The organism is Acinetobacter sp. RG5 (assembly GCF_031844265.1).
In the GTDB taxonomy this organism is placed as follows: domain Bacteria; phylum Pseudomonadota; class Gammaproteobacteria; order Pseudomonadales; family Moraxellaceae; genus Acinetobacter.
Genome location: NZ_JAUZUV010000018.1, coordinates 1 through 18,929, shown reverse-complemented (window position 1 = coordinate 18,929; position 18,929 = coordinate 1). Strand labels below are relative to the sequence as shown.

The window sequence follows — 18,929 nt, the reverse complement described above, 5'->3', positions numbered from 1 at the left end:
AATAAAAAAACACAGCCCAGTGCCATTGCAGACAGGATCAAGTATTGGCGAGGGCGGGATCTTTTCGCTTTATTCACGGGATGCTGCTTTGACATAGACGGCTGCTCCATAGACATAGGTGGCTGCAATATTACGGTCATCGCCGAGCATGGTCAGTGCAAAAAATGCATCTTCAATATTTTTAGCTCTGCTCTGACGTAACTGTTGTAAAGCCGTGGCCTTAAGATCCAGCACCACAAAGTCGGCCTCTTTGCCGAGATTAAAGTTCCCCAGGCGATCATCCAGACTCAAGGCTTTGGCACCGCCTAAAGTGGCATGATACAAGGCCTCAAAGGCGGAGAGTTTTTCACCCTGCAACTGCTGTACCTTATAGGCTTCATTCAGGGTTTGCAGCTGATTAAATGATGTTCCTGCTCCAATGTCTGTGCCTAAGCCGACTTTGACCCCTTTGTCCCAAGTCTTTTTCAAGGGAAATAAGCCACTGCCCAGGAATAGATTTGAGGTCGGACAGAAAGCAATGACTGAGTCGGTCTGATGCATACAATCCCACTCCTCATCTTCCAGATGCACGCAATGTGCGAAGACAGACTTGCTACCGGTTAAACCATAATGATGATACACATCCAGATAACCTTCACGTTCAGGAAAAAGTTCTTTTACCCAAGCAATTTCATTTTTATTTTCACTTAAATGGGTATGTACATAGACATCCGGATATTCAGCTTTGAGCTGTCCGGCTTTTTGTAGTTGTTCAGGTGTTGAGGTTGGTGCAAAGCGTGGGGTAATCGCATACAGGTTCCGCCCCTGTCCATGCCACTTTTCAATCAGCGCTTTAGAGTCGGTATAAGCCGTTTCTGCTGTATCTGTTAGCGCTTCCGGTGCATGACGATCCATCAGGACTTTACCCGCGATCAGACGCATATTGCGGGTGGTTGCCGCATTAAATAAAGCATCTACGGATTCAGGGTGAACGGTACAAAAGACCAGTGCAGTCGTGGTGCCATTTTTAAGCAATTCCTGCACAAAAAATTCGGCAATTTTTTCGCTATAGGATGCATCTTGGAACTGGATTTCAGTGGGGAATGTATAGGTATTTAACCATTCCAGCAGTTGTTCACCATAAGCCCCGACCATTTCGGTTTGTGGGAAATGAATATGGGTGTCGATAAACCCGGGAACAATCAGTTGATCTGGATAGTGCTGTAATTCAGCATTGGTAGGAAGTCGTGACTGCCCTTCTTGCCAAGGACCAAACCACTGGATTTTACCCTCTTGAATGATGACTAAACCATCTTTTACATATCGCACTTGGTCGTGTATATCACGTGCTTGGGCAACTGTATTCTGAATGTCGAGGAAGCGACCACGGATCGCTGTCGTTGCAATTACAGAAGACATTTTAAACCTACGCTTTTTGATTTTTTCGATTGATTGTAGCTGAAAAAATTGCCATGTTTGTATGAACATTCATATTTAAATAGTGATCCAGATTCTTTTATGACCCCATCCAATTATCATGATCAATTTCAACAGATCGTGCGTGCGCAGCCGACCTTAATGCGCATCTTGCATCAGTTAGCACAATTGCACTCTGAAGCTTATGTCGCAGCGGGTGTGTTACGTCATGTGATCTGGGCGCATTTACATGACTGGGAATATGAAATGAATCATACTGAGGTCGATGTAATTTTCTATGACGAAAATAAGCAGGCTCGCGCTATAGAACAGCAACTTGCAGATCAGTTAAAAGACTATTTTCCAGATATCTGTTGGGATGTGACCAATCAAGCCTTTGTACATGAGTGGTATCGTACCGATCAAAATGAAAGTATTGAGCCTTTAACTTCAATTAGTCATGCGCTGTCATTATGGCCAGAAACTGTCACGGCCTTGGCACTGCGCCTGAAAGATGATGAGTTGGAGTTGATTGCCCCTTTCGGTTTAGCAGATTTATTTGAGTTAAAGCTGCGTTGGAATCCGAATTTAGTCAGTTATGCCGTGTTCGAACAACGCATGCTGAGCAAACAGTTTTTGCAAAAATGGCCCAAATTATCCCTGATAGAACAATAAAAAAAAGCCTGCTGATGCAGGCTTTTTTGATGATTACTTTTTACAGGGTGGTTTCGTTATATTTCTTGCTATGACGAATCGACAAGATCGCGGTCACAGTCAGGACAATCACAATAAAGCTCAAAGAAATCCAGATCGGCATATGGAAAACATCTAGCATCAGCATCTTAAAGCCGATAAAGACCAGAATGATCCCGAGGCCATAAGGTAGATAATGCATTTTTGAGGCTGCGCCCGAGAGCAGGAAGAACATCGCGCGTAGGCCTAAAATCGCCATCAGGTTTGCGGTAAGGACAATAAAGGGATCGGTGGTGACGGCAAAAATAGCTGGAATAGAATCGACGGCAAAGATCACATCAGAGGCTTCAACCAGGATCAGGACCAAGAACAACGGCGTTGCCCAGAGCAAACCATTCTGACGGACAAAGAATTTGTCGCCCTGAAGTTGCGGGGTAATACGCATATGTTTACGTAGCCATTTCAGAATCGCCATATCTTCAATATTGCTGTCTTCTTCATGCTGACCACGAAGGAATTTGAAGCCGGTATACACCAGGAACGCACCGAAGATATACAGAATCCAAGAGAATTCCTGTACAAACCAGGCGCCAATAAAAATAAAGATGGTTCTGAGTACAATCGCACCCAGTACGCCATATAACAGCAGCTTGCGTTGCAATGCGGGTGGAATGGCGAAGGCCGCGAAGATCATCAGCCAGACAAAGACGTTATCAATCGCTAGGGATTTTTCCAGCAGATAACCGGCAAAGTATTCCATAACCTTGGCATTAGCAATTGCCGTGCCTGCGGTCTGCTCCAGATACAGCCATAAGCCGCCACCAAATAAAGTCGCGACACTGACCCAGGCAATACTCCAGTAGGCAGCAGTTCGGACTTTAACTTCCTGACCATGCTGATGCTTAAAGCCGACAAAATCGATTACCAGCATGACTGCGACAATCGCGAAAAAGACGAGATACAGCCAGAGTGTACCAATGGTTTCCATGTGAATTCTCCACATCGGACAACTAGCCATAAAAAAACCTTGACCAGTTGCCAGATGAAAAACATCTATAACAACATGATCAAGGTCTTGCCTACATCTTACTGTTCCACTTTTTTATATAAAGTGTGACTTCAAGATGCTCAGATACCGACTTTTTGCAAAGTGTAATGACGATATTCTGACACGTTTAAAAATTGAAATTTCATTCTTAAACGCTTGGAGGAGGCTACTCCCCTTGTTCAAACTAAATTTTATTTGAGCGGTAGCTCAATGTGCAGCAAGCATGACAGATTTTTGCTAAGACTACAATTTCATTTACAAAAATCATGCTTCAAGGCGCTTTCTTACCTAAGAAATCCGGACGCTGAATCACGTATAAGCTGATCAGAAAACCCAAGCTGGCCAAGATTGCTCCTACCCAGCCAATACTATGTAATCCGATATGTGCCGTTACCAGACCGCCGAGTAAGGCACCGCCACCAATCCCGACATTGTACAGACCTGAAAAAATTGCCATGGCGACATCGGTTGCATCAGAAGCCAGATTTAAGGTCTTGGCTTGTAGAGCCAGACTAAACCCAATAATGCTGATGCCCCAGATTAACGCCAAGCTATTAAGCTGAAATACACCCTGAGACAGTGGCAGCAATAACAGTAGCGAGATCCCTAGCCCGAGTGTAAATAGCGGAATGGTGAGTCGGGGAAAATGCGGTGCAAAGCGGCCAAATACGTAAGAGCCGATCAGACCCGCAGCGCCATAAATTAGCAATAAGCTGGTGGTTTGCGCAGAGCTGAATTGCGCAATATTCAGCGCAAAGGGTTCAATATAACTATAGGCGGTAAATTGCGCACTAATCACAAGCACGGTAAGCGCAAAGACCAGCATCAGGCTGGGACGTTTTAGCAAGTTTTTTAAACTGCTGAGTGAACCTGAATTGACACTTGGCAATAAAGGCAAGGTTTTGGCCAGCAATACGCACACCACGCTCGCCACAATCCCAATCAAGGCAAAACTATTGCGCCAGCCATAGGCCTCCCCGACCATCCGGCCAAAGGGAATTCCCAGAACCATCGCCATGGCGGTACCGGTAGCCAATAAGCCCAGTGCCTGAAACTCTTTGCCCTTTGGCGCAACCCGCACAGCAAGCGACGCCGTAATTGACCAGAACAGCGCATGCGCCACGGCAATACCAATCCGGCTCAGCACCAGAATGCTAAAGCTCCAGGCAAAATAGGACAGCACATGACTGAAAATAAACACCGCAAATAAAACCATCAGCAGAAAGCGCCGTTCAATATTTTTGGTCAGTAACATCATTGGCAAAGAAAGCAGCGCCACGACCCAGGCATAAATTGTCAGCATCCACCCGACCTGGGTCGGTGACATGGCAAAACTGGTACCAATATCACTTAATAGCGCCACCGGGATAAATTCGGTGGTATTGAAAATAAAGGCAGCAGAGGCTAAAGCAATCACACAAACCCATTGACGTGTCACCGAAGAGGTGGAAGAAGAGCTAGACATACATATCTGATAAAAAGAACCGGCCGGCAGTTTAAACCTGTTGAGCAAAATGCGGTATTGGTCAGAAGGACAGATTCACAATCCTTTAAAAGAAATCTAACAATAGAGCAGGGAAAAATATGTCAGTCTGGCTTAAAAACAAGGAGAGGATCGGTATGTTGATCGAGCATCAGCAACAGGACACTGGAGGTTTATGGTTTGTAGAGCCAAATGAAAAACGTCTGGCAGAAATGAGTTATTCCAGAGTAAATGAAGATCAATTAGTGATTGAACACACCTGGGTCGATGACAGCCTACGCGGACAGCACGTCGGGTATTATCTGGTCGAGGCCGCTGTGAATTTTGCCCGTGAACACGGCATCAGGATTATTCCAAAATGTCCTTTTGCCAAATCCGTGTTCGAGCGAGAGCCTCGCTTTAATGATGTTTTATAATTTTAAAATGACAATAAAGGTTTAGATTCGTATGGAAATTAAATATCAAGATTCAAAACGTGGTGGTGTATTTTTTATGGAAGATCAAGGACGTCGCCTGGCGGAGATCACTTATCAATGGCGGGGCGATGCCGTCATCATTGCCGATCATACCTGGGTCGATGATTCCCTGCGTGGCCACGGTATTGCCCGAAAAATGCTGGATGTACTGGTCGATTTTGCCCGTGAAAAAAGTTTAACCATTATCCCACAATGTTCCTATGTGGATGTCATGTTTAAACGTGACCAAAGTCTGGCCGATGTCGCAGCAACGACTATTTAACCATCCAAGGGGATTTCCCGAAAGAGAGATGGAGTCTTTCTTTCAAGGCAGGAATCAATATAACCTGTAACAGGGTATATAAACCGAAACCTGCCATCACCCCGGTCATCGCCCAGAAAATTTCTTCAAACTGTTGCAGCATCACTAAAATTGCCATAATCAGCAGGTAACTGGCATGAAAATAAATACGATGCCCAACAAATTTCAAGATCGTCCAGCTAATAAAAATTGAACTGATCAGCAGATTGGTTTGAGCGCTGAATTGCCAGTTATTTAAAGTGATCATCAGGATAAAACACACACATAACAAGGCAAGGGTTAAAATCAGATCTTTTAACATCAGGTGATCCTCATGCTTACGGTAGGTGTATGAAAATATTCGTTTAATAATTTAGGCACTATTGTTAAAAGTTTAATCCAGAAATGCAAACTGAAAACCGTGTAAGCAAAAACGGATATTTGCTTAAAAAATGGTCGACTTAATTTAAAATTATTGATTAAATTGTGTTTTTAATTCTTCCCTCTAGTGAGATGGCATGATGCTACAGCTTTGCTATGCCAGTGAACGCATAGAATCTGAACAAGAGTTGTTACAAGATTTGAGCGATATTTTGGCCACTGCCCGGAAGTTTAACCTTCAGCATCAGATTCATGGGGTGTTGTATTATTCCCATGGCAAATTTTTCCAGTGCCTTGAAGGTCAGGCTGAAGTAGTGGAAAGTTTATTTCAGAGCATTTGTCAGGATGCCCGCCATCATAGTATCTTGCGTTTTGCAGATGCGATGGTAGAGCAGTCTCATTTCTCGGAATGGTCAATGAAATATGTGCATAAACACAGTGAAATTTCTTCTTTATTTTCACGTTTAGGTTTGAAGCAATTTGATCCACATGCCTTGCAGCAGTCAGGAATTGCCGAATTCCTCAAAGTGCTGTATCGCCTGGAAGAAAATCAGGCCAGTCTGGCATCGCCAAAAGGTTATAAGCAGCGTGGTTATGTCCCCTATTTCTGATCTGAGGGATTAAAGCTGAAAATAAAAAAGTCCGCATGGCGGACTTTTTTTGTCTGATGTAGATTAGCTCATGTCAATCATGACTTTTAAGGCCTTCTCATTGGATGCATGTTTAAACACATCATAGGCTTTTTCAAAATCGGCAAATTTAAAATGATGGGTCGCCAGTTTTTCTAGGGGCAATTTGCCGGAACAGCAGGTTTTCAGCAACATCCCTGTGGTATTGGCATTCACCAGACCGGTAGTAATGGTCAGGTTTTTAATCCACAGTTTGTTCAGTTCAAAACTCACCGGTTTACCATGTACGCCGACGTTGGCAATATGCCCGCCCTCTTTGACGACATGCTGGCAAATATTCCAGGTAGGCTCCACCCCCACTGCTTCAATGGCACAGTCAACCCCGCGTCCATCGGTAATCTCTAAAATTTTTTGAATGGCATCTTCTTTGGCGGAGTTGATGGTATGCGTTGCACCGACAGTCTTGGCAAATTCCAGTCGGTTATCATCCATATCCACCATAATAATATTGGCAGGTGAATAGAACTAGGCAGTGAGCAGACAGCTCATGCCGAGTGGCCCTGCCCCGACAATCGCAATATTGTCGCCTGGTTTGACATCGCCATATTGCACGCCAATTTCATGTGAAGTTGGCAGGATATCTGAAAGGAATACGGCCACATCTTGATTCAGGCCTTCGGGTAAATGATAGAGTGAGGTGTCGGCAAAGGGCGTGCGTACATATTCGGCATGGGTGCCATCAATCATATAACCCATGATCCAGCCGCCTTCATTGCGACAATGGGCATAGAGCTGTTTCTGGCAGTTTTCACAGGTTCCGCAGCGGCTGACACAGGAAATAATCACCCGGTCGCCCTTTTTGAAATTCTGCACGGCGGAACCGACTTCTTCCACAATGCCAATACCTTCGTGACCTAAAATACGCCCCTTAAAGCTGCCCTCTTTACGTGTGGCCTCCTGCTCAATTTCGGGGTTTTTACCTTTCCAGATACCTAAGTCGGTACCACAGATGGTAACTTTTTCGAGTTTAATGATGGCATCGCCGGGATGCAAAATGGTGGGAACCGGGCGGTCTTCAAAGCGGATATCATTTGCGCCGTAATAGACCATCGCTTTCATCGTTGTCATGACACATCTCCTAATGGAGTGAGGAATGAGAATGACCTGACTCAGCGAGAATAATGAACGCCTCGATTGCTTTTATATAGTGACAGCGATGGGCTGATTCATGATCTGGCTTTCAGGCCTATAGATACCTGTGTTCTTCTCGATTGTGCCTTGAGTGATATGGCGCTGCAATGAGTCTTGTGTACAGATTGCAACAAAAGATCATTCGGGATGGTTCAGAGGTAAATCTGCTCTTTGGGTCAATGTTTAAATCATAGGATTGCAGGATCAGAACAACTGTTCACTTTTGCTGAAGCAAGGTTTTAATATGCTAAAAAAAGCCCGCTAAACGGGCTTCTTCATTTCACTTAAATCTGTTTTATGCTTGTAAAACAGTGATCAGCTTCTGATGCAAACCACCAAAACCGCCATTCGACATAATTACTACGGCATCGCCCTCGCCTGCTTCTGCTACTACGGTCTGAATGATGTCATCCAGTGTGCGTGCAACTTTGGCCTTGTTTGGCGCAGCCTCAATGACCGGTTGCAGATCCCAGTCCAGTCCTTCCGGTTGATACCAGATCACTTCATCGGCCAGACGTGCTGAATGAGCCAAGCCATCTTTATGACTGCCCATGCGCATGGTATTGGAACGTGGTTCAATAATTGCCCAGAGTTTGCGTTCCCCTAGACGTTTGCGCGCACCTTCTAAGGTCGTATCAATCGCCGTCGGATGATGGGCGAAATCATCATAAACCTCGATACCACGGACTGTGCCTAACAGTTCCATACGGCGTTTCACACCACCAAAATTGGACAGCGCTTCACAGGCGGTTTCAATCGATACGCCGACATGTTCAGCAGCAGCAATCGTGGCCAAGGCATTGGCAACCGAGTGCTGCCCGGTCATATTCCACTGTACTTCGCCTTTGACTACGCCTTGTTGCAGGACTTTGAAATGTGAACCATCTACTGACAATTGTTCTGCATAAAGTTCAGATTTTCCGTTGGCATCCAGACTGGTGCGCACTACAGGCGTCCAGCAGCCCTGCTCCAGCACTTCATCAATATTGCTCTCAGTAATCGGCGCGATAATCCGGCCTTCACTTGGAATGGTACGAACTAAATGATGGAACTGCTTTTGAATTGCCGCCAAATCATCAAAGATATCGGCATGGTCAAATTCCAGGTTATTTAAAATTGCTGTTTTCGGATGGTAATGCACGAACTTGGAACGCTTGTCGAAGAAAGCAGAATCATATTCATCGGCTTCAACACAGAAATATTTCCCGCCACCGAGACGCGCACTTTCCGAAAAGCCCAATGGCACACCGCCAATCAGAAAACCTGGCTCCAGACCGGCTTGATCCAGTACCCAAGCCAGCATCGTGGTGGTCGTGGTTTTACCATGTGTTCCGGCGACACCCAGCACGTGTTTACCTTGTAGGACATGATCAGCCAGGAACTGCGGACCTGAAATATAAGGCAGACCTGCATTCAGCATATATTCGACTGCATCAATACCACGCTTCATGGCATTGCCGACGATCACCAGATCCGGATGAGGCTGTAAATGACTGCGGTCATAACCCTGCATTAAAGTGATGCCCGCATTTTCAAGTTGGGTCGACATGGGTGGATACACATTCAGGTCTGAACCTGTTACCTGGTGGCCCAGATCGCGTGCAAGTAGCGCTAACGAGCCCATAAAGGTGCCACAAATACCCAAAATATGCAGATGCATCTACTTTACTCCGTTCCTGTCTGACCCATCACTTTATATTGGTGCTGTTGTCATGATTTATTCAATTTGCAAGCAACGATAGCAAGGCTTTAGCTGAAAAGATAGTGAAAATTCTGGCCTTGTTGTGGGATTTTTTAAATCCTGTTTCACGGATAAATTCAAAGAAAATTTCAAAGCGATGCAATATCTTTTCGCCAAATAAACCGTAAAATAAGTTCGACTTTTTTGCAGAGTGCATGCAAATGCTGCCGGCTTTATTTCTTCTGGTAATTGCCAACTGTTTTATGACCCTGGCCTGGTATGGGCATTTAAAATTTTTGCCGCATGATGCACCGCTCTGGCAAGCGATTTTGTTCAGCTGGGCCATTGCCCTGTTTGAATATAGTCTGATGATTCCAGCGACCAAATTACTGGCGCAGCAAGGCCTGGCAGTCGGTCAAATGAAAATCACCCAGGAAGTCGTGACCTTACTAGTCTTTGTTCCTTTTATGATTTTTATGTTTAAACAGCCCTTTAAACTGGATTATCTCTGGGCCGCTTTATGTCTGTGTGGATGTGTCTATTTTGTCTTCCGTACCCCTTAACTTGATCTAATGGCTCAGCTGAATCAGGGGGAAATGGCTTCTAAATTCAGAAAGTAATTTCTGCCGATCCGGTTCAAATTCCAGTTTATTCAGGCAGCGTTGGATTAATTCAATCGCCATTATTTCTGCAGCCTGTTTTAGTTCAGGTTCGGGTACATTATGTTGAATCATCGCTAAACATTTCAATATTCTCTGATTGAGTTCAATACAACCCACACAATCTCGGGCCATTGGTGCAAAACTACTGTAAATCAAATCCCCGAGATCAAAGATATCCACACTGATATGCGGACAATCCCGCTCCGGTAAATCTTCAGCGGCCTTGCTGTCAATCAGGATTCGGGTTAAGGCATCAACGGCATTAATCGCTGATCCAACATCGTTCACTGCGGGAGACATCGCTTTCTGCCCCACTTCGCTCATCACCACCACACCAAAACGCGGGTCCTGTAAAAAGCTGCGATTGGTTTCAATGATTACATGATTCAAAATGGAGTTTCGGATCTCCTGCTGCTGTTCCGGGCTGAAAGCGCGGTCGCTATATACCTCTGCCAGTGCCGTCATCGGATCCAGAAATTTTCCGGGTAGCTGGGGAAGATGGATATGCAGCTGTTGGCTGACGGCCAGTTGCTCCAGTCCTTCACTATTAAAATTGGTGAAATAGCCGGTCTGGGTACTAAAAACATGAAAGGCAGCTGCTTGCTCTGGACGTTGTCCGGTGGCACCAAAATTCGGCTGATGTCGAAACTCCGCCAAGGCCGTAGAAGCAGCGACTTCAATTTTGTGAATGGTGGTGGTGAGGTTGCCCAGTTGCGACAGGGTGTGTACCCAGCGAATCAGGATATAAATCAGGTACATCAATACCAAAATGGTACTGATAAACAGTACAAATCTACCTGCAGGACCATAATAGCCAAGCCCGAGCGCAATCTTGGCAATTACAGCATAAATAAAAGCCGAGATAAAACTGCTGATAGCAAGGCGGGTATTGTCATCACTCATCATCAGCTGATAGGCACGTGGTGTCCCGCTGGATGAGGCAGACGCAAAGGCTGCGACCATAATCGACAGGGAAAAAGTGGTGACTGCCAGCATGCTGGAAGCAATAATATCTAGCAGGCTGCTCAGAGTTTCAGTACTGATATTGGGAACAGTGCTGGTCGGGATAAAATAGCGACTGGCGATTGCAAATAGCGAGAAAAAGGTCGCAAAGACGGCGCCAAGAGCTGGCATCAACCATAAGTTTTCTGAGGGGTTCTGTAGCCAGATTTTTAGTTTGTACCACATAAAAATGCCCTGCCAATGTATAGGTTTTAGTATTAAGTTATTCATTGCAAAAAAGTTTTATATTGATAGTTATACTTTTTTTTAATGTGATGTATGTCCTATTTTTGTATTTTTAGCCGCAAAATTATTGTTTTATTTTTGACCATTTTCCCAACAGATAATTTTAATTCTTGAGCTGAACTTTAGACCAAATCAATTTCAGTCTATAATAGGCAACTCCTATTCAAGCTTGGCTCTCTCGTCGAGATTTATTTTTTCTCACTTTAATCTCTGGAAAATTTGCAATGAATGCGGCTGCTGCACAAGATACTCCTCTCGTAGGTATTATCATGGGTTCTCAATCAGATTGGGCAACTCTCGAACACACTGCCAATATGCTCAAGCAGCTTGGTGTCCCATTTGAAGCCGAAGTTGTTTCTGCACATCGTACTCCAGACCGCCTGTTTGAATATGCTGAGCAAGCGCGTGATCGTGGTATTCAGGTGATTATTGCTGGTGCAGGTGGTGCAGCGCATTTACCGGGTATGTGTGCGGCGAAAACTGATCTTCCAGTTTTGGGTGTACCTGTGAAATCTTCGATTTTAAACGGTATTGATTCATTGCTGTCTATTGTGCAAATGCCAGCTGGGATTGCGGTTGGTACCTTGGCGATTGGTCCTGCCGGTGCCACCAATGCTGCCATTATGGCCGCGCAAATTCTGGGTTTGACCCGTCCAGAAATCGCAAAAAATGTTGCAGATTTCCGTGCAGCGCAAACAGATAAAGTAGCAAGCAACAATATTCCAGGCCAGGCTTAAGTCGAGACACAGATTATGGATAAAACCATCGGTATTTTTGGTGGCGGTCAGCTGGGTCGTATGATGGCGCAAGCGGCACTTCCATTAAATATTCAATGTACATTTTTTGAAGCCAGCACAGACTGCCCTTCTGCTGCTTTGGGCCCGGTGATTTCGAGCCAGGCTGAAAACGGTCTACAAGACTTTATCAGCAGTGCAGATGTATTTAGTCTGGAGTTTGAAAACACGCCCCTTGCAGATGTTGATGTACTCACACAAAGCAAGCAACTGCATCCGCCACGTCAAGCTTTAGCGATTGCCCAGCATCGTTTGTCTGAAAAAGCCTTGTTTGATGAACTGGCTATTCCGGTTGCACCGTACAAAGCGGTCACTTCACTGGAAAGCTTAGAGGCTGCTGTAGCTGAACTGGGCTTGCCGATCGTACTGAAAACCTCGCGTGGCGGTTATGATGGTAAAGGCCAATTTGTTTTACGTTCGACCGATCAGATGGATCAGGCCTGGGCAGAATTGGGCCCTGCAGGTGAGCTGATTGCAGAAAGCTTTGTCACCTTCTCACGTGAAGTATCAATTATTGCAGTACGCGGCCAAGATGGTGATGTCAAAACCTGGCCATTGGCTGAAAATCATCATCATAACGGCATTCTGTCGCACTCGATTGTGCCTGCACCGAACAGCGCAGATTTGCAACCTGTGGCGCAAGATTACATCACTCGTCTGCTGAATCACTTGAACTATGTCGGTGTCCTAACCCTTGAGCTGTTTGTGACAGACAAAGGCTTATATGCCAACGAGATGGCACCACGCGTGCACAACTCGGGGCACTGGTCGATTGAAGGCGCCGTATGTTCGCAATTTGAGAATCATGTACGTGCGGTGGCTGGTTTGCCTTTAGGTTCAACTGAAGTGATCCGTCCAACTGTCTTGGTGAACATCATTGGTCAGCATCCAAAATCTGCAGATGTTCTGGCTCTGGAAGGTGCGCATTTGCATCTCTACAACAAGTCAGAGCGCGAAGGCCGTAAGATTGGTCACATCACCTTGATGCCAAATGACAGCGCGCAATTGTCTGTGCTTTGCCGCCAACTGGCGAAAATTTTACCGAATCCATTGGCATTGAGCGAAGATATGACCATCTAGGCTTTAACTTGCTGATAAAAAAAGCGATCACTTCGGTGATCGCTTTTTTATTTGTCTGCTTTCAGGCATGATTGCGCCTCTTTAAAAATGCCTGCCATTGGTCGGATCAGTTTTTAAATCAATTGCTTACAAACTGATCAATTGAGTATAAATATAACAATTCAATAAAACCTTTTTTACAGCTGAATTTTGCCATATTCACTTGTAGATAAGCCTGAAATCAAAGTTTGAATTTAAAACTGGAAAGTGGTTTTGAATTTAAATTCATAAAAACAAATTCAAATTTAAATCGGGCTTTGAATTTAAACTTGCGCTTTTAAATTTAAAAATATGAATTCAAATTTAAAACTGGATAAATGAATTCAAAGTTTCTGAATTTAAAAATATTAGCCCATTATTCAAATGAATTTAAAATGAAAACTAGTGTAATTAGAGCATGTTGATGATCGTGACTCGCTTTTCCTGAAACAAGTTATCCCCAGTAATTTTTAAATTCAAAACTGATTGCAAGTGTTTTGAATTTGAATTTAAAAATCCCGCTGATTTGAATTTAAATCAGGCTTGTGGATAACTCATGTTTAAATTTAAAGATTACAAAATGAATTTAAAAGTGTAGGAATTATGAATTTAAATTTACGCATTGGCGCTTTAATTTTCATCATGAGCTGCTAAGGTAGAAACATAATTCAAAATCTAAATACTCAAGGGTCTTATGCAACGGCTTGCACTTTTTATTGGTTCTGTGGTCTTGGCTGCTTCACAGGCACAGGCTGAACTTATTATTAATGGTCAACGTGTCACGCCGACTGATTTGACCTCTAGTTCAAATATCCCGAATTATGCCTCCCAAAATAATTTTCAAAACTGTCTCGCTAATTTGCGCAGTCAAGCTGTTGCTAGAGGTGTAAGCGGCAGTAACTATGATCGTTATACCCAGAACTTAAACCCGGATTATTCAGTGATTGAACGCCTGAATTACCAGCCTGAATTTTCTACCCCGATTTGGGATTATCTATCTGGTTTGGTGGATGAAGAACGGGTTCAGCTCGGCCGGCAAAAACTACAGCAACATCGTGAGGTGCTCAATCGTGTTGCTGCTACCTATGGTGTACCTGCAGAAACGGTAGTTGCGGTATGGGGTGTCGAAAGTAATTTTGGTGATATTTCGGGGAAATATCCTTTATTACAGGCTTTAGGAACTTTGAGCTGTGAAGGTCGTCGCCAGAGTTATTTTCGTGGTGAGTTTTTTACCACAATGAAACTGTTACAGCGTGGCGATGTGCGTGAAGAACAATTAAAGGGTTCCTGGGCAGGCGCATTTGGTCATACCCAGTTTATGCCATCGACTTATGATGAACTTGCAGTTGATTTTGATGGTGATGGCCGACGTGATCTAGTTTCGAGCATTCCGGATGCACTCGCATCAACTGCCAACTTTTTAAGCAAGCGTGGCTGGCAGAGCGGACAGCCTTGGGGTTTTGAAGTCAAGATCCCTCAAGGCATGTCGGTTTCCGGTGAAGGCCGAAGAAATAAAAAATCCTTGAGTAGTTGGAACAATCAAGGGGTGGTACGTGCCGATGGTTCGGCATTAATTCAAGGAAATTTATCACAATCCTCTCAAGCAGGATTACTTGCACCTGCAGGCCCGAGTGGCCCAGTATTTTTGGTATTTAAAAATTTTGATGCCATTTATAGCTATAACGCGGCAGAAAGTTATGCCTTGGCGATTGCACATTTATCCGATCGCCTGCAAGGTAAAGGTTCATTTATGGCCACATGGCCTACTGATGATCCGGGAACTTCGCGTGCAGAACGTCGTGAGATCCAGCAATTTCTGTTAAACCGTGGCTATGATATTGGTGCGGTGGATGGTCTGATTGGAGATAAAACCCGTCAAGCGATTCGTCAGGAACAGCAGCGTTTGGGCTTGAGTCCAACAGGTCGTGCTGGTCAGCAGATTCTGCGGGCCTTTAGAAATGAAAATGCCAAACGCATGATGCAATAAATTCTTGAGCATAAAATTTAAAATCAAAAAAGGTCTGCATTTATGCAGACCTTTTTTGATGACTGTTTTTGAGTAGCTATATAGTCATGCAAGCTAATAGTAATTCGCTGAATTTAAACAGCAGTAATCGTACCAAGCACACGATAACCAGCAGCACCAGTGACTGCTGGCAGGTTACCATTCAGCTGATTCATAAAACGCATGGCCAGCCAGGCAAAGGCCGTGGCTTCAACCCAAGTCGGGCTTAAACCAAGATCGGCCGTAGTTTGTACGCTCCATTCATGCTTGCGTAGGCGCCAGCGCAGTTGCTCGAGTAAATGTGAGTTATAGGCACCGCCCCCGCAAACAAAAACCTGTCCGGTATCCATGCCAGAGCGGTAAATTGCTTTTTTAATGGCTCGGGTGGTGAGCTTTAATAAAGTCGCCTGTACATTTTCCGGAGTATCTTCCAGTTCATCGTATTGCAGGTCATTGCGCCAGTCAGCAATCTGTTCATCCAGCCATTCCAGGTTGAAATCTTCACGACCGGTACTTTTTGGAGGTTCTTTGGAGAAGAATTCGTGTGACTGAAAGCGATCGAGTAAACTGCGAATCGGGGTGCCATAGGCTGCCCAGTTACCATTTTCATCAAAAGGCTGACCGGTATAACGGGCACACCAGGCATCCATCAAGATATTGGCTGGTCCAGTATCAAAACCATAAACTTCTTCAGGCTTGCCGGCAGGCAGCAGGCTGACATTCGCTATACCGCCCAGATTTAAAATTACCCGGTGAATACTGTCATGCTGGAAAATATCCTGATGAAATGCCGGAACTAAAGGTGCTCCCTGACCACCTGCCGCCAGATCACGACGACGGAAATCTGAAATCACCGGAATCTGGGTAATTTCAGTAATGATGTTCGGGTCACCAATTTGCAGGGTAAAACCATGTTCAGGACGATGCCGGATAGTCTGGCCATGCGAGCCAATCGCCTTAATTCTGGATTTATCCAGGTTATTTTTTTCAATCAACGTATTAATACCATGACCAATCATTTGTGCCAGTGCAACATCAGCCTTGCCCATGCGGTCAATTTCATTGTCATCCGGCAAGGTCAGTGCCATCAGCTCATCCCGAAGGTCAGGATCAAATGCCAAAGTGAGTGTGGCATGAAGCTGGAGTGGATCAAAAGAAGCAGCAACAATATCGACACCATCCATGCTCGTGCCGGTCATTACCCCAATATAGATCGCTGTCATGGTTATTCTTAAGCCTGCAATATGCTGAAAAAGTGTTAGTATATCGCACAAATTGAGTAACTGATGTATTGGATTTTGTGATGTCAAATTTCCTGCCGGCTGAAGAACAACTTGCCCTCATTCAACGAGGCACCCACGAAATTATTTCTGAAGAAGACCTTCTCAAGAAATTAAAATTGAATCGTCCATTAAAAATTAAAGCGGGTTTTGACCCGACTGCACCTGATTTGCACTTGGGCCACACGGTTCTCATTAATAAGTTAAAAGTATTCCAAGACTTGGGTCATGAAGTGTTGTTTCTGATCGGTGATTACACGGCGATGATCGGTGATCCAACTGGTAAGAGCGCAACACGTCCACCATTGTCACGTGAACAGGTTTTAGAGAACGCTAAAACATATCAAGAACAAGTATTTAAAATTCTTGATCCAAACAAAACCAAAGTGGTGTTTAACTCGGAATGGTTTGCACAAAAAACTGCGGCTGATTTGATTCAACTGGCATCACAGCAAACTGTTGCGCGTATGCTTGAACGTGATGACTTCACCAAGCGTTATAACAACCAGCAGCCAATTGCGATTCATGAATTTTTGTACCCATTGGTACAAGGCTATGACTCTGTTGCGCTGGAAGCAGATGTTGAATTGGGTGGTACAGACCAAACCTTTAACCTGTTGATGGGGCGTACCTTACAAGGTCGTTATAATCAAGAAGCACAAGTCTGTATCACAGTGCCAATTCTTGAAGGTTTAGATGGCGTCAACAAGATGTCTAAATCTTTGGGTAACTATATTGGTGTATTTGATGCACCAGGCGCGATGTACCAAAAAGTGCTTTCAATGCCGGATGCATTGATTGAGCGTTATTTTGATCTGCTGAGCTTCAAAACCATTGAAGAAATTCAACAGTTGTTAAAAGAAGTGGCAGAAGGCCGTAATCCTCAAGAAGTCAAAAAGATTCTCGCGCTGGAGCTGGTCGAGCGTTTCCATGGTGCAGAAGCGGCTGCCAATGCCCATAAAGGTGCGGGCAATATCATTACTGAAGGTGAATTACCTGAAGGTACGCCAGAAGTCACTATTTCGCGTGGCGAGTTTGGTGGTGAAATCTTTATTACCTCGATTTTACGTGAAGCAGGCTTAACCAAAAATGCAGCCCAAGCTAAAGATGCATTAGGCCGTGGCGCAGTGAAAGTGGATTGGCAGACTGTAGATACGACCTATTCTGTGAAAGAGAATGTAACTTTGATTGTTCAGGCCAGTAAAAAAGCAATCGCTAAAGTCACTTTTGTTGACTAAAAAGCGGATAAGTTATTGAAATAAAAGCAGGCTTCGGTCTGCTTTTTTTATTGATGTTCTATATTTAAAAATCAAATAAGTAAAGTCAAAAAAAACCCTATGAAAACAAGAGTTAATTTTTCCCAAATCACTTGCTTTTCATCTTTATTATGTATAGGATTTATTCATCTAGAGAATTCGTTTAGAGCATCTAGAGGGTAGTAAAAATAATAGTACTCCACAATTGAGAAAGTCTCTTTTCCAAGAGGCTCTTTTTAAAAGCTTTAAAGCGAATAACTATAATAATGACATAATGGATCGGGTAAAGATTCAATTCTAAGGAGGAGATTTTGGGAGAGATCTCTTCCTTTTTTATTTATTCTGATTGCGTAATCAAGATATAAATCTGCATGTTTACTCTTCTCATTGAGCAACTAAACTTAAAATTAACTAGCAAATTGGGCTTAGGTGAATGACCTCTAAGAATGAGTTCATTTCAATTGACTGTGAAAAAAGAGCAAAACATAAAAAATTAAAACAGAGGTGGTTTGATGTATCACTATCTAACAGAAGATATTTTTGATGAACAGATCGATTGCATTTTACGGTTCTTATTTGAATACCAGCCGGTCGAACAAAAACAGCAACTCTATAGATCTGTCTATACTTTATTTATGCAGCTTGATCTGGCCGCACATTATTTTTTGTTTTCCCTGATTGAAGAGCAGTTACCGCGACGCGCGAAATTATTCTTTATTGCCGAGGATTATCAGGGTAAGAAAGACATAATTGTAGAAGTTATGCAACACTGGCTTGGACAGCAACAACAGGAAAAAGTCGCTTAATGCAAAATAACAGACTTTATCTTCTATATATAAGTAGTCTAAGCATGGTTTTGGGATTCGAAAACTAAAAATGAATACCTCTTTTATATAGCAGCCCAAGAATAGGCTTTTATAAAAGCTTTTTACGTAAAAAATAACTCACAAATTAAGGAGTCTAGGATTTAGATCGGCTTACTGAGCGAGATAGATTAATTTTGGTTTTCTTTTGACGTGCTAATTTAAATAAAAGACAAGATTTCAATGTTAAAAGGCTAAAAATACTATTTTAACGATTATTGTGATAGCTTTTAGGTCTAAATGAATTTTCAGTTATAAAAATAAAATGACGTGTTTAGTGGGTTTATTGCATAAAAACGCTTAAAAATTAGATAAAAAAGCGATTTTTTAGCAATTTTTGTAGAAAAAAAAGACATATGTGAAAAATATAGTGAATTGGGGGTTGCAATGATTCTGAAATCCTCTAGAATGCACCCATACCGACGAGATAGACGGAAACGAACGAAGCAGAATGGCGGAGTTGTTG

The 18,929-nt window shown here is 43.6% G+C and carries 18 protein-coding genes and 1 pseudogene; 10 read left to right on the top strand and 9 right to left on the bottom strand.

Going from position 1 to position 18,929, the window contains the following annotated elements:
* Window positions 1–69 precede the first annotated feature (69 nt).
* Window positions 70–1,398 carry a guanine deaminase gene (gene guaD / locus Q9R21_RS12640; RefSeq protein ID WP_311204622.1) on the bottom strand — a complete coding sequence of 443 codons (1,329 nt, stop codon included), beginning with the start codon at window positions 1,396–1,398 and terminating at the stop codon, window positions 70–72.
* 99 nt (window positions 1,399–1,497) lie between these two features.
* Here guaD and Q9R21_RS12635 point away from each other — a divergent pair, with 99 nt between their 5' ends.
* Window positions 1,498–2,070 carry a nucleotidyltransferase family protein gene (locus Q9R21_RS12635; RefSeq protein ID WP_253114433.1) on the top strand — a complete coding sequence of 191 codons (573 nt, stop codon included), beginning with the start codon at window positions 1,498–1,500 and terminating at the stop codon, window positions 2,068–2,070.
* Between the two features lie 40 nt (window positions 2,071–2,110).
* Here the strand turns inward: Q9R21_RS12635 and Q9R21_RS12630 are convergent, their stop codons facing one another.
* Both Q9R21_RS12630 and Q9R21_RS12625 read right to left on the bottom strand, forming a co-directional pair.
* A complete protein-coding gene (locus Q9R21_RS12630) occupies window positions 2,111–3,076 on the bottom strand; it encodes a TerC family protein (RefSeq protein ID WP_004647138.1) in 966 nt (321 codons plus the stop codon).
* A 331-nt stretch (window positions 3,077–3,407) separates the two neighbouring features.
* Window positions 3,408–4,601 carry a sugar transporter gene (locus Q9R21_RS12625; protein ID WP_311204621.1) on the bottom strand — a complete coding sequence of 398 codons (1,194 nt, stop codon included), beginning with the start codon at window positions 4,599–4,601 and terminating at the stop codon, window positions 3,408–3,410.
* 155 nt (window positions 4,602–4,756) lie between these two features.
* On the opposite strand from Q9R21_RS12625, the gene Q9R21_RS12620 reads away from it, so the two are divergent.
* On the top strand, window positions 4,757–5,035 hold the full coding sequence (locus Q9R21_RS12620) for a GNAT family N-acetyltransferase (protein WP_005094867.1): 279 nt from the start codon (window positions 4,757–4,759) through the stop codon (window positions 5,033–5,035).
* Between the two features lie 31 nt (window positions 5,036–5,066).
* Window positions 5,067–5,357, top strand: coding sequence for a GNAT family N-acetyltransferase (locus tag Q9R21_RS12615; RefSeq protein WP_071851291.1), 291 nt, complete (start codon window positions 5,067–5,069; stop codon window positions 5,355–5,357).
* On the opposite strand, the gene Q9R21_RS12610 is transcribed toward Q9R21_RS12615, so the two are convergent.
* Window positions 5,350–5,697, bottom strand: coding sequence for a hypothetical protein (locus Q9R21_RS12610; protein ID WP_311204620.1), 348 nt, complete (start codon window positions 5,695–5,697; stop codon window positions 5,350–5,352). The two genes, Q9R21_RS12615 and Q9R21_RS12610, sit on opposite strands and share 8 nt — an antisense overlap.
* A 196-nt stretch (window positions 5,698–5,893) precedes the next feature.
* On the opposite strand from Q9R21_RS12610, the gene Q9R21_RS12605 reads away from it, so the two are divergent.
* Window positions 5,894–6,367, top strand: a complete 474-nt coding sequence (locus Q9R21_RS12605) for a BLUF domain-containing protein (protein WP_191112715.1) — start codon at window positions 5,894–5,896, stop codon at window positions 6,365–6,367.
* A 63-nt stretch (window positions 6,368–6,430) separates the two neighbouring features.
* Here the strand turns inward: Q9R21_RS12605 and Q9R21_RS12600 are convergent.
* The 3 genes and pseudogenes from Q9R21_RS12600 to mpl all read right to left on the bottom strand — a co-directional run.
* Window positions 6,431–6,886, bottom strand: a pseudogene (locus Q9R21_RS12600) (zinc-binding dehydrogenase); the annotation flags it as partial.
* A 24-nt stretch (window positions 6,887–6,910) separates the two neighbouring features.
* Window positions 6,911–7,513: an alcohol dehydrogenase catalytic domain-containing protein gene (locus Q9R21_RS12595; RefSeq protein WP_311204618.1), complete on the bottom strand. Its 603-nt coding sequence runs from the start codon at window positions 7,511–7,513 to the stop codon at window positions 6,911–6,913.
* 358 nt (window positions 7,514–7,871) lie between these two features.
* Window positions 7,872–9,236 carry a UDP-N-acetylmuramate:L-alanyl-gamma-D-glutamyl-meso-diaminopimelate ligase gene (gene mpl / locus Q9R21_RS12590; protein WP_243475192.1) on the bottom strand — a complete coding sequence of 455 codons (1,365 nt, stop codon included), beginning with the start codon at window positions 9,234–9,236 and terminating at the stop codon, window positions 7,872–7,874.
* Window positions 9,237–9,478: 242 nt separating this feature from the next.
* Here mpl and Q9R21_RS12585 point away from each other — a divergent pair, with 242 nt between their 5' ends.
* Window positions 9,479–9,820: a DMT family protein gene (locus Q9R21_RS12585; protein ID WP_004729014.1), complete on the top strand. Its 342-nt coding sequence runs from the start codon at window positions 9,479–9,481 to the stop codon at window positions 9,818–9,820.
* Window positions 9,821–9,826: 6 nt separating this feature from the next.
* Here Q9R21_RS12585 and Q9R21_RS12580 read toward each other — a convergent pair whose 3' ends face one another.
* Window positions 9,827–11,107 (bottom strand): DUF2254 domain-containing protein, encoded by a 1,281-nt coding sequence (locus Q9R21_RS12580; protein ID WP_005245572.1) that lies wholly within the window; start codon window positions 11,105–11,107, stop codon window positions 9,827–9,829.
* Between the two features lie 284 nt (window positions 11,108–11,391).
* Here Q9R21_RS12580 and purE point away from each other — a divergent pair, with 284 nt between their 5' ends.
* The 3 genes from purE (at window position 11,392) to Q9R21_RS12565 (ending at window position 15,046) form a co-directional block, all read left to right on the top strand.
* Window positions 11,392–11,904 (top strand): 5-(carboxyamino)imidazole ribonucleotide mutase, encoded by a 513-nt coding sequence (purE, locus tag Q9R21_RS12575; RefSeq protein ID WP_005104916.1) that lies wholly within the window; start codon window positions 11,392–11,394, stop codon window positions 11,902–11,904.
* 15 nt (window positions 11,905–11,919) lie between these two features.
* Complete coding sequence (locus Q9R21_RS12570; protein ID WP_311204617.1) at window positions 11,920–13,041, top strand: 5-(carboxyamino)imidazole ribonucleotide synthase; 1,122 nt, start codon at window positions 11,920–11,922, stop codon at window positions 13,039–13,041.
* Between the two features lie 712 nt (window positions 13,042–13,753).
* Complete coding sequence (locus tag Q9R21_RS12565) at window positions 13,754–15,046, top strand: lytic murein transglycosylase (protein WP_311204616.1); 1,293 nt, start codon at window positions 13,754–13,756, stop codon at window positions 15,044–15,046.
* A gap of 113 nt (window positions 15,047–15,159) precedes the next feature.
* On the opposite strand, the gene Q9R21_RS12560 is transcribed toward Q9R21_RS12565, so the two are convergent.
* Window positions 15,160–16,287, bottom strand: coding sequence for an anhydro-N-acetylmuramic acid kinase (locus Q9R21_RS12560; protein ID WP_191112718.1), 1,128 nt, complete (start codon window positions 16,285–16,287; stop codon window positions 15,160–15,162).
* 80 nt (window positions 16,288–16,367) lie between these two features.
* On the opposite strand from Q9R21_RS12560, the gene tyrS reads away from it, so the two are divergent.
* Together tyrS and Q9R21_RS12550 are read left to right on the top strand one after the other, a co-directional pair.
* Window positions 16,368–17,582 carry a tyrosine--tRNA ligase gene (gene tyrS, locus Q9R21_RS12555; protein WP_004647151.1) on the top strand — a complete coding sequence of 405 codons (1,215 nt, stop codon included), beginning with the start codon at window positions 16,368–16,370 and terminating at the stop codon, window positions 17,580–17,582.
* 530 nt (window positions 17,583–18,112) lie between these two features.
* Entirely contained in the window at window positions 18,113–18,406 is a 294-nt protein-coding gene (locus tag Q9R21_RS12550) for a hypothetical protein (protein ID WP_005094878.1), read from the top strand.
* Window positions 18,407–18,929 lie beyond the last annotated feature (523 nt).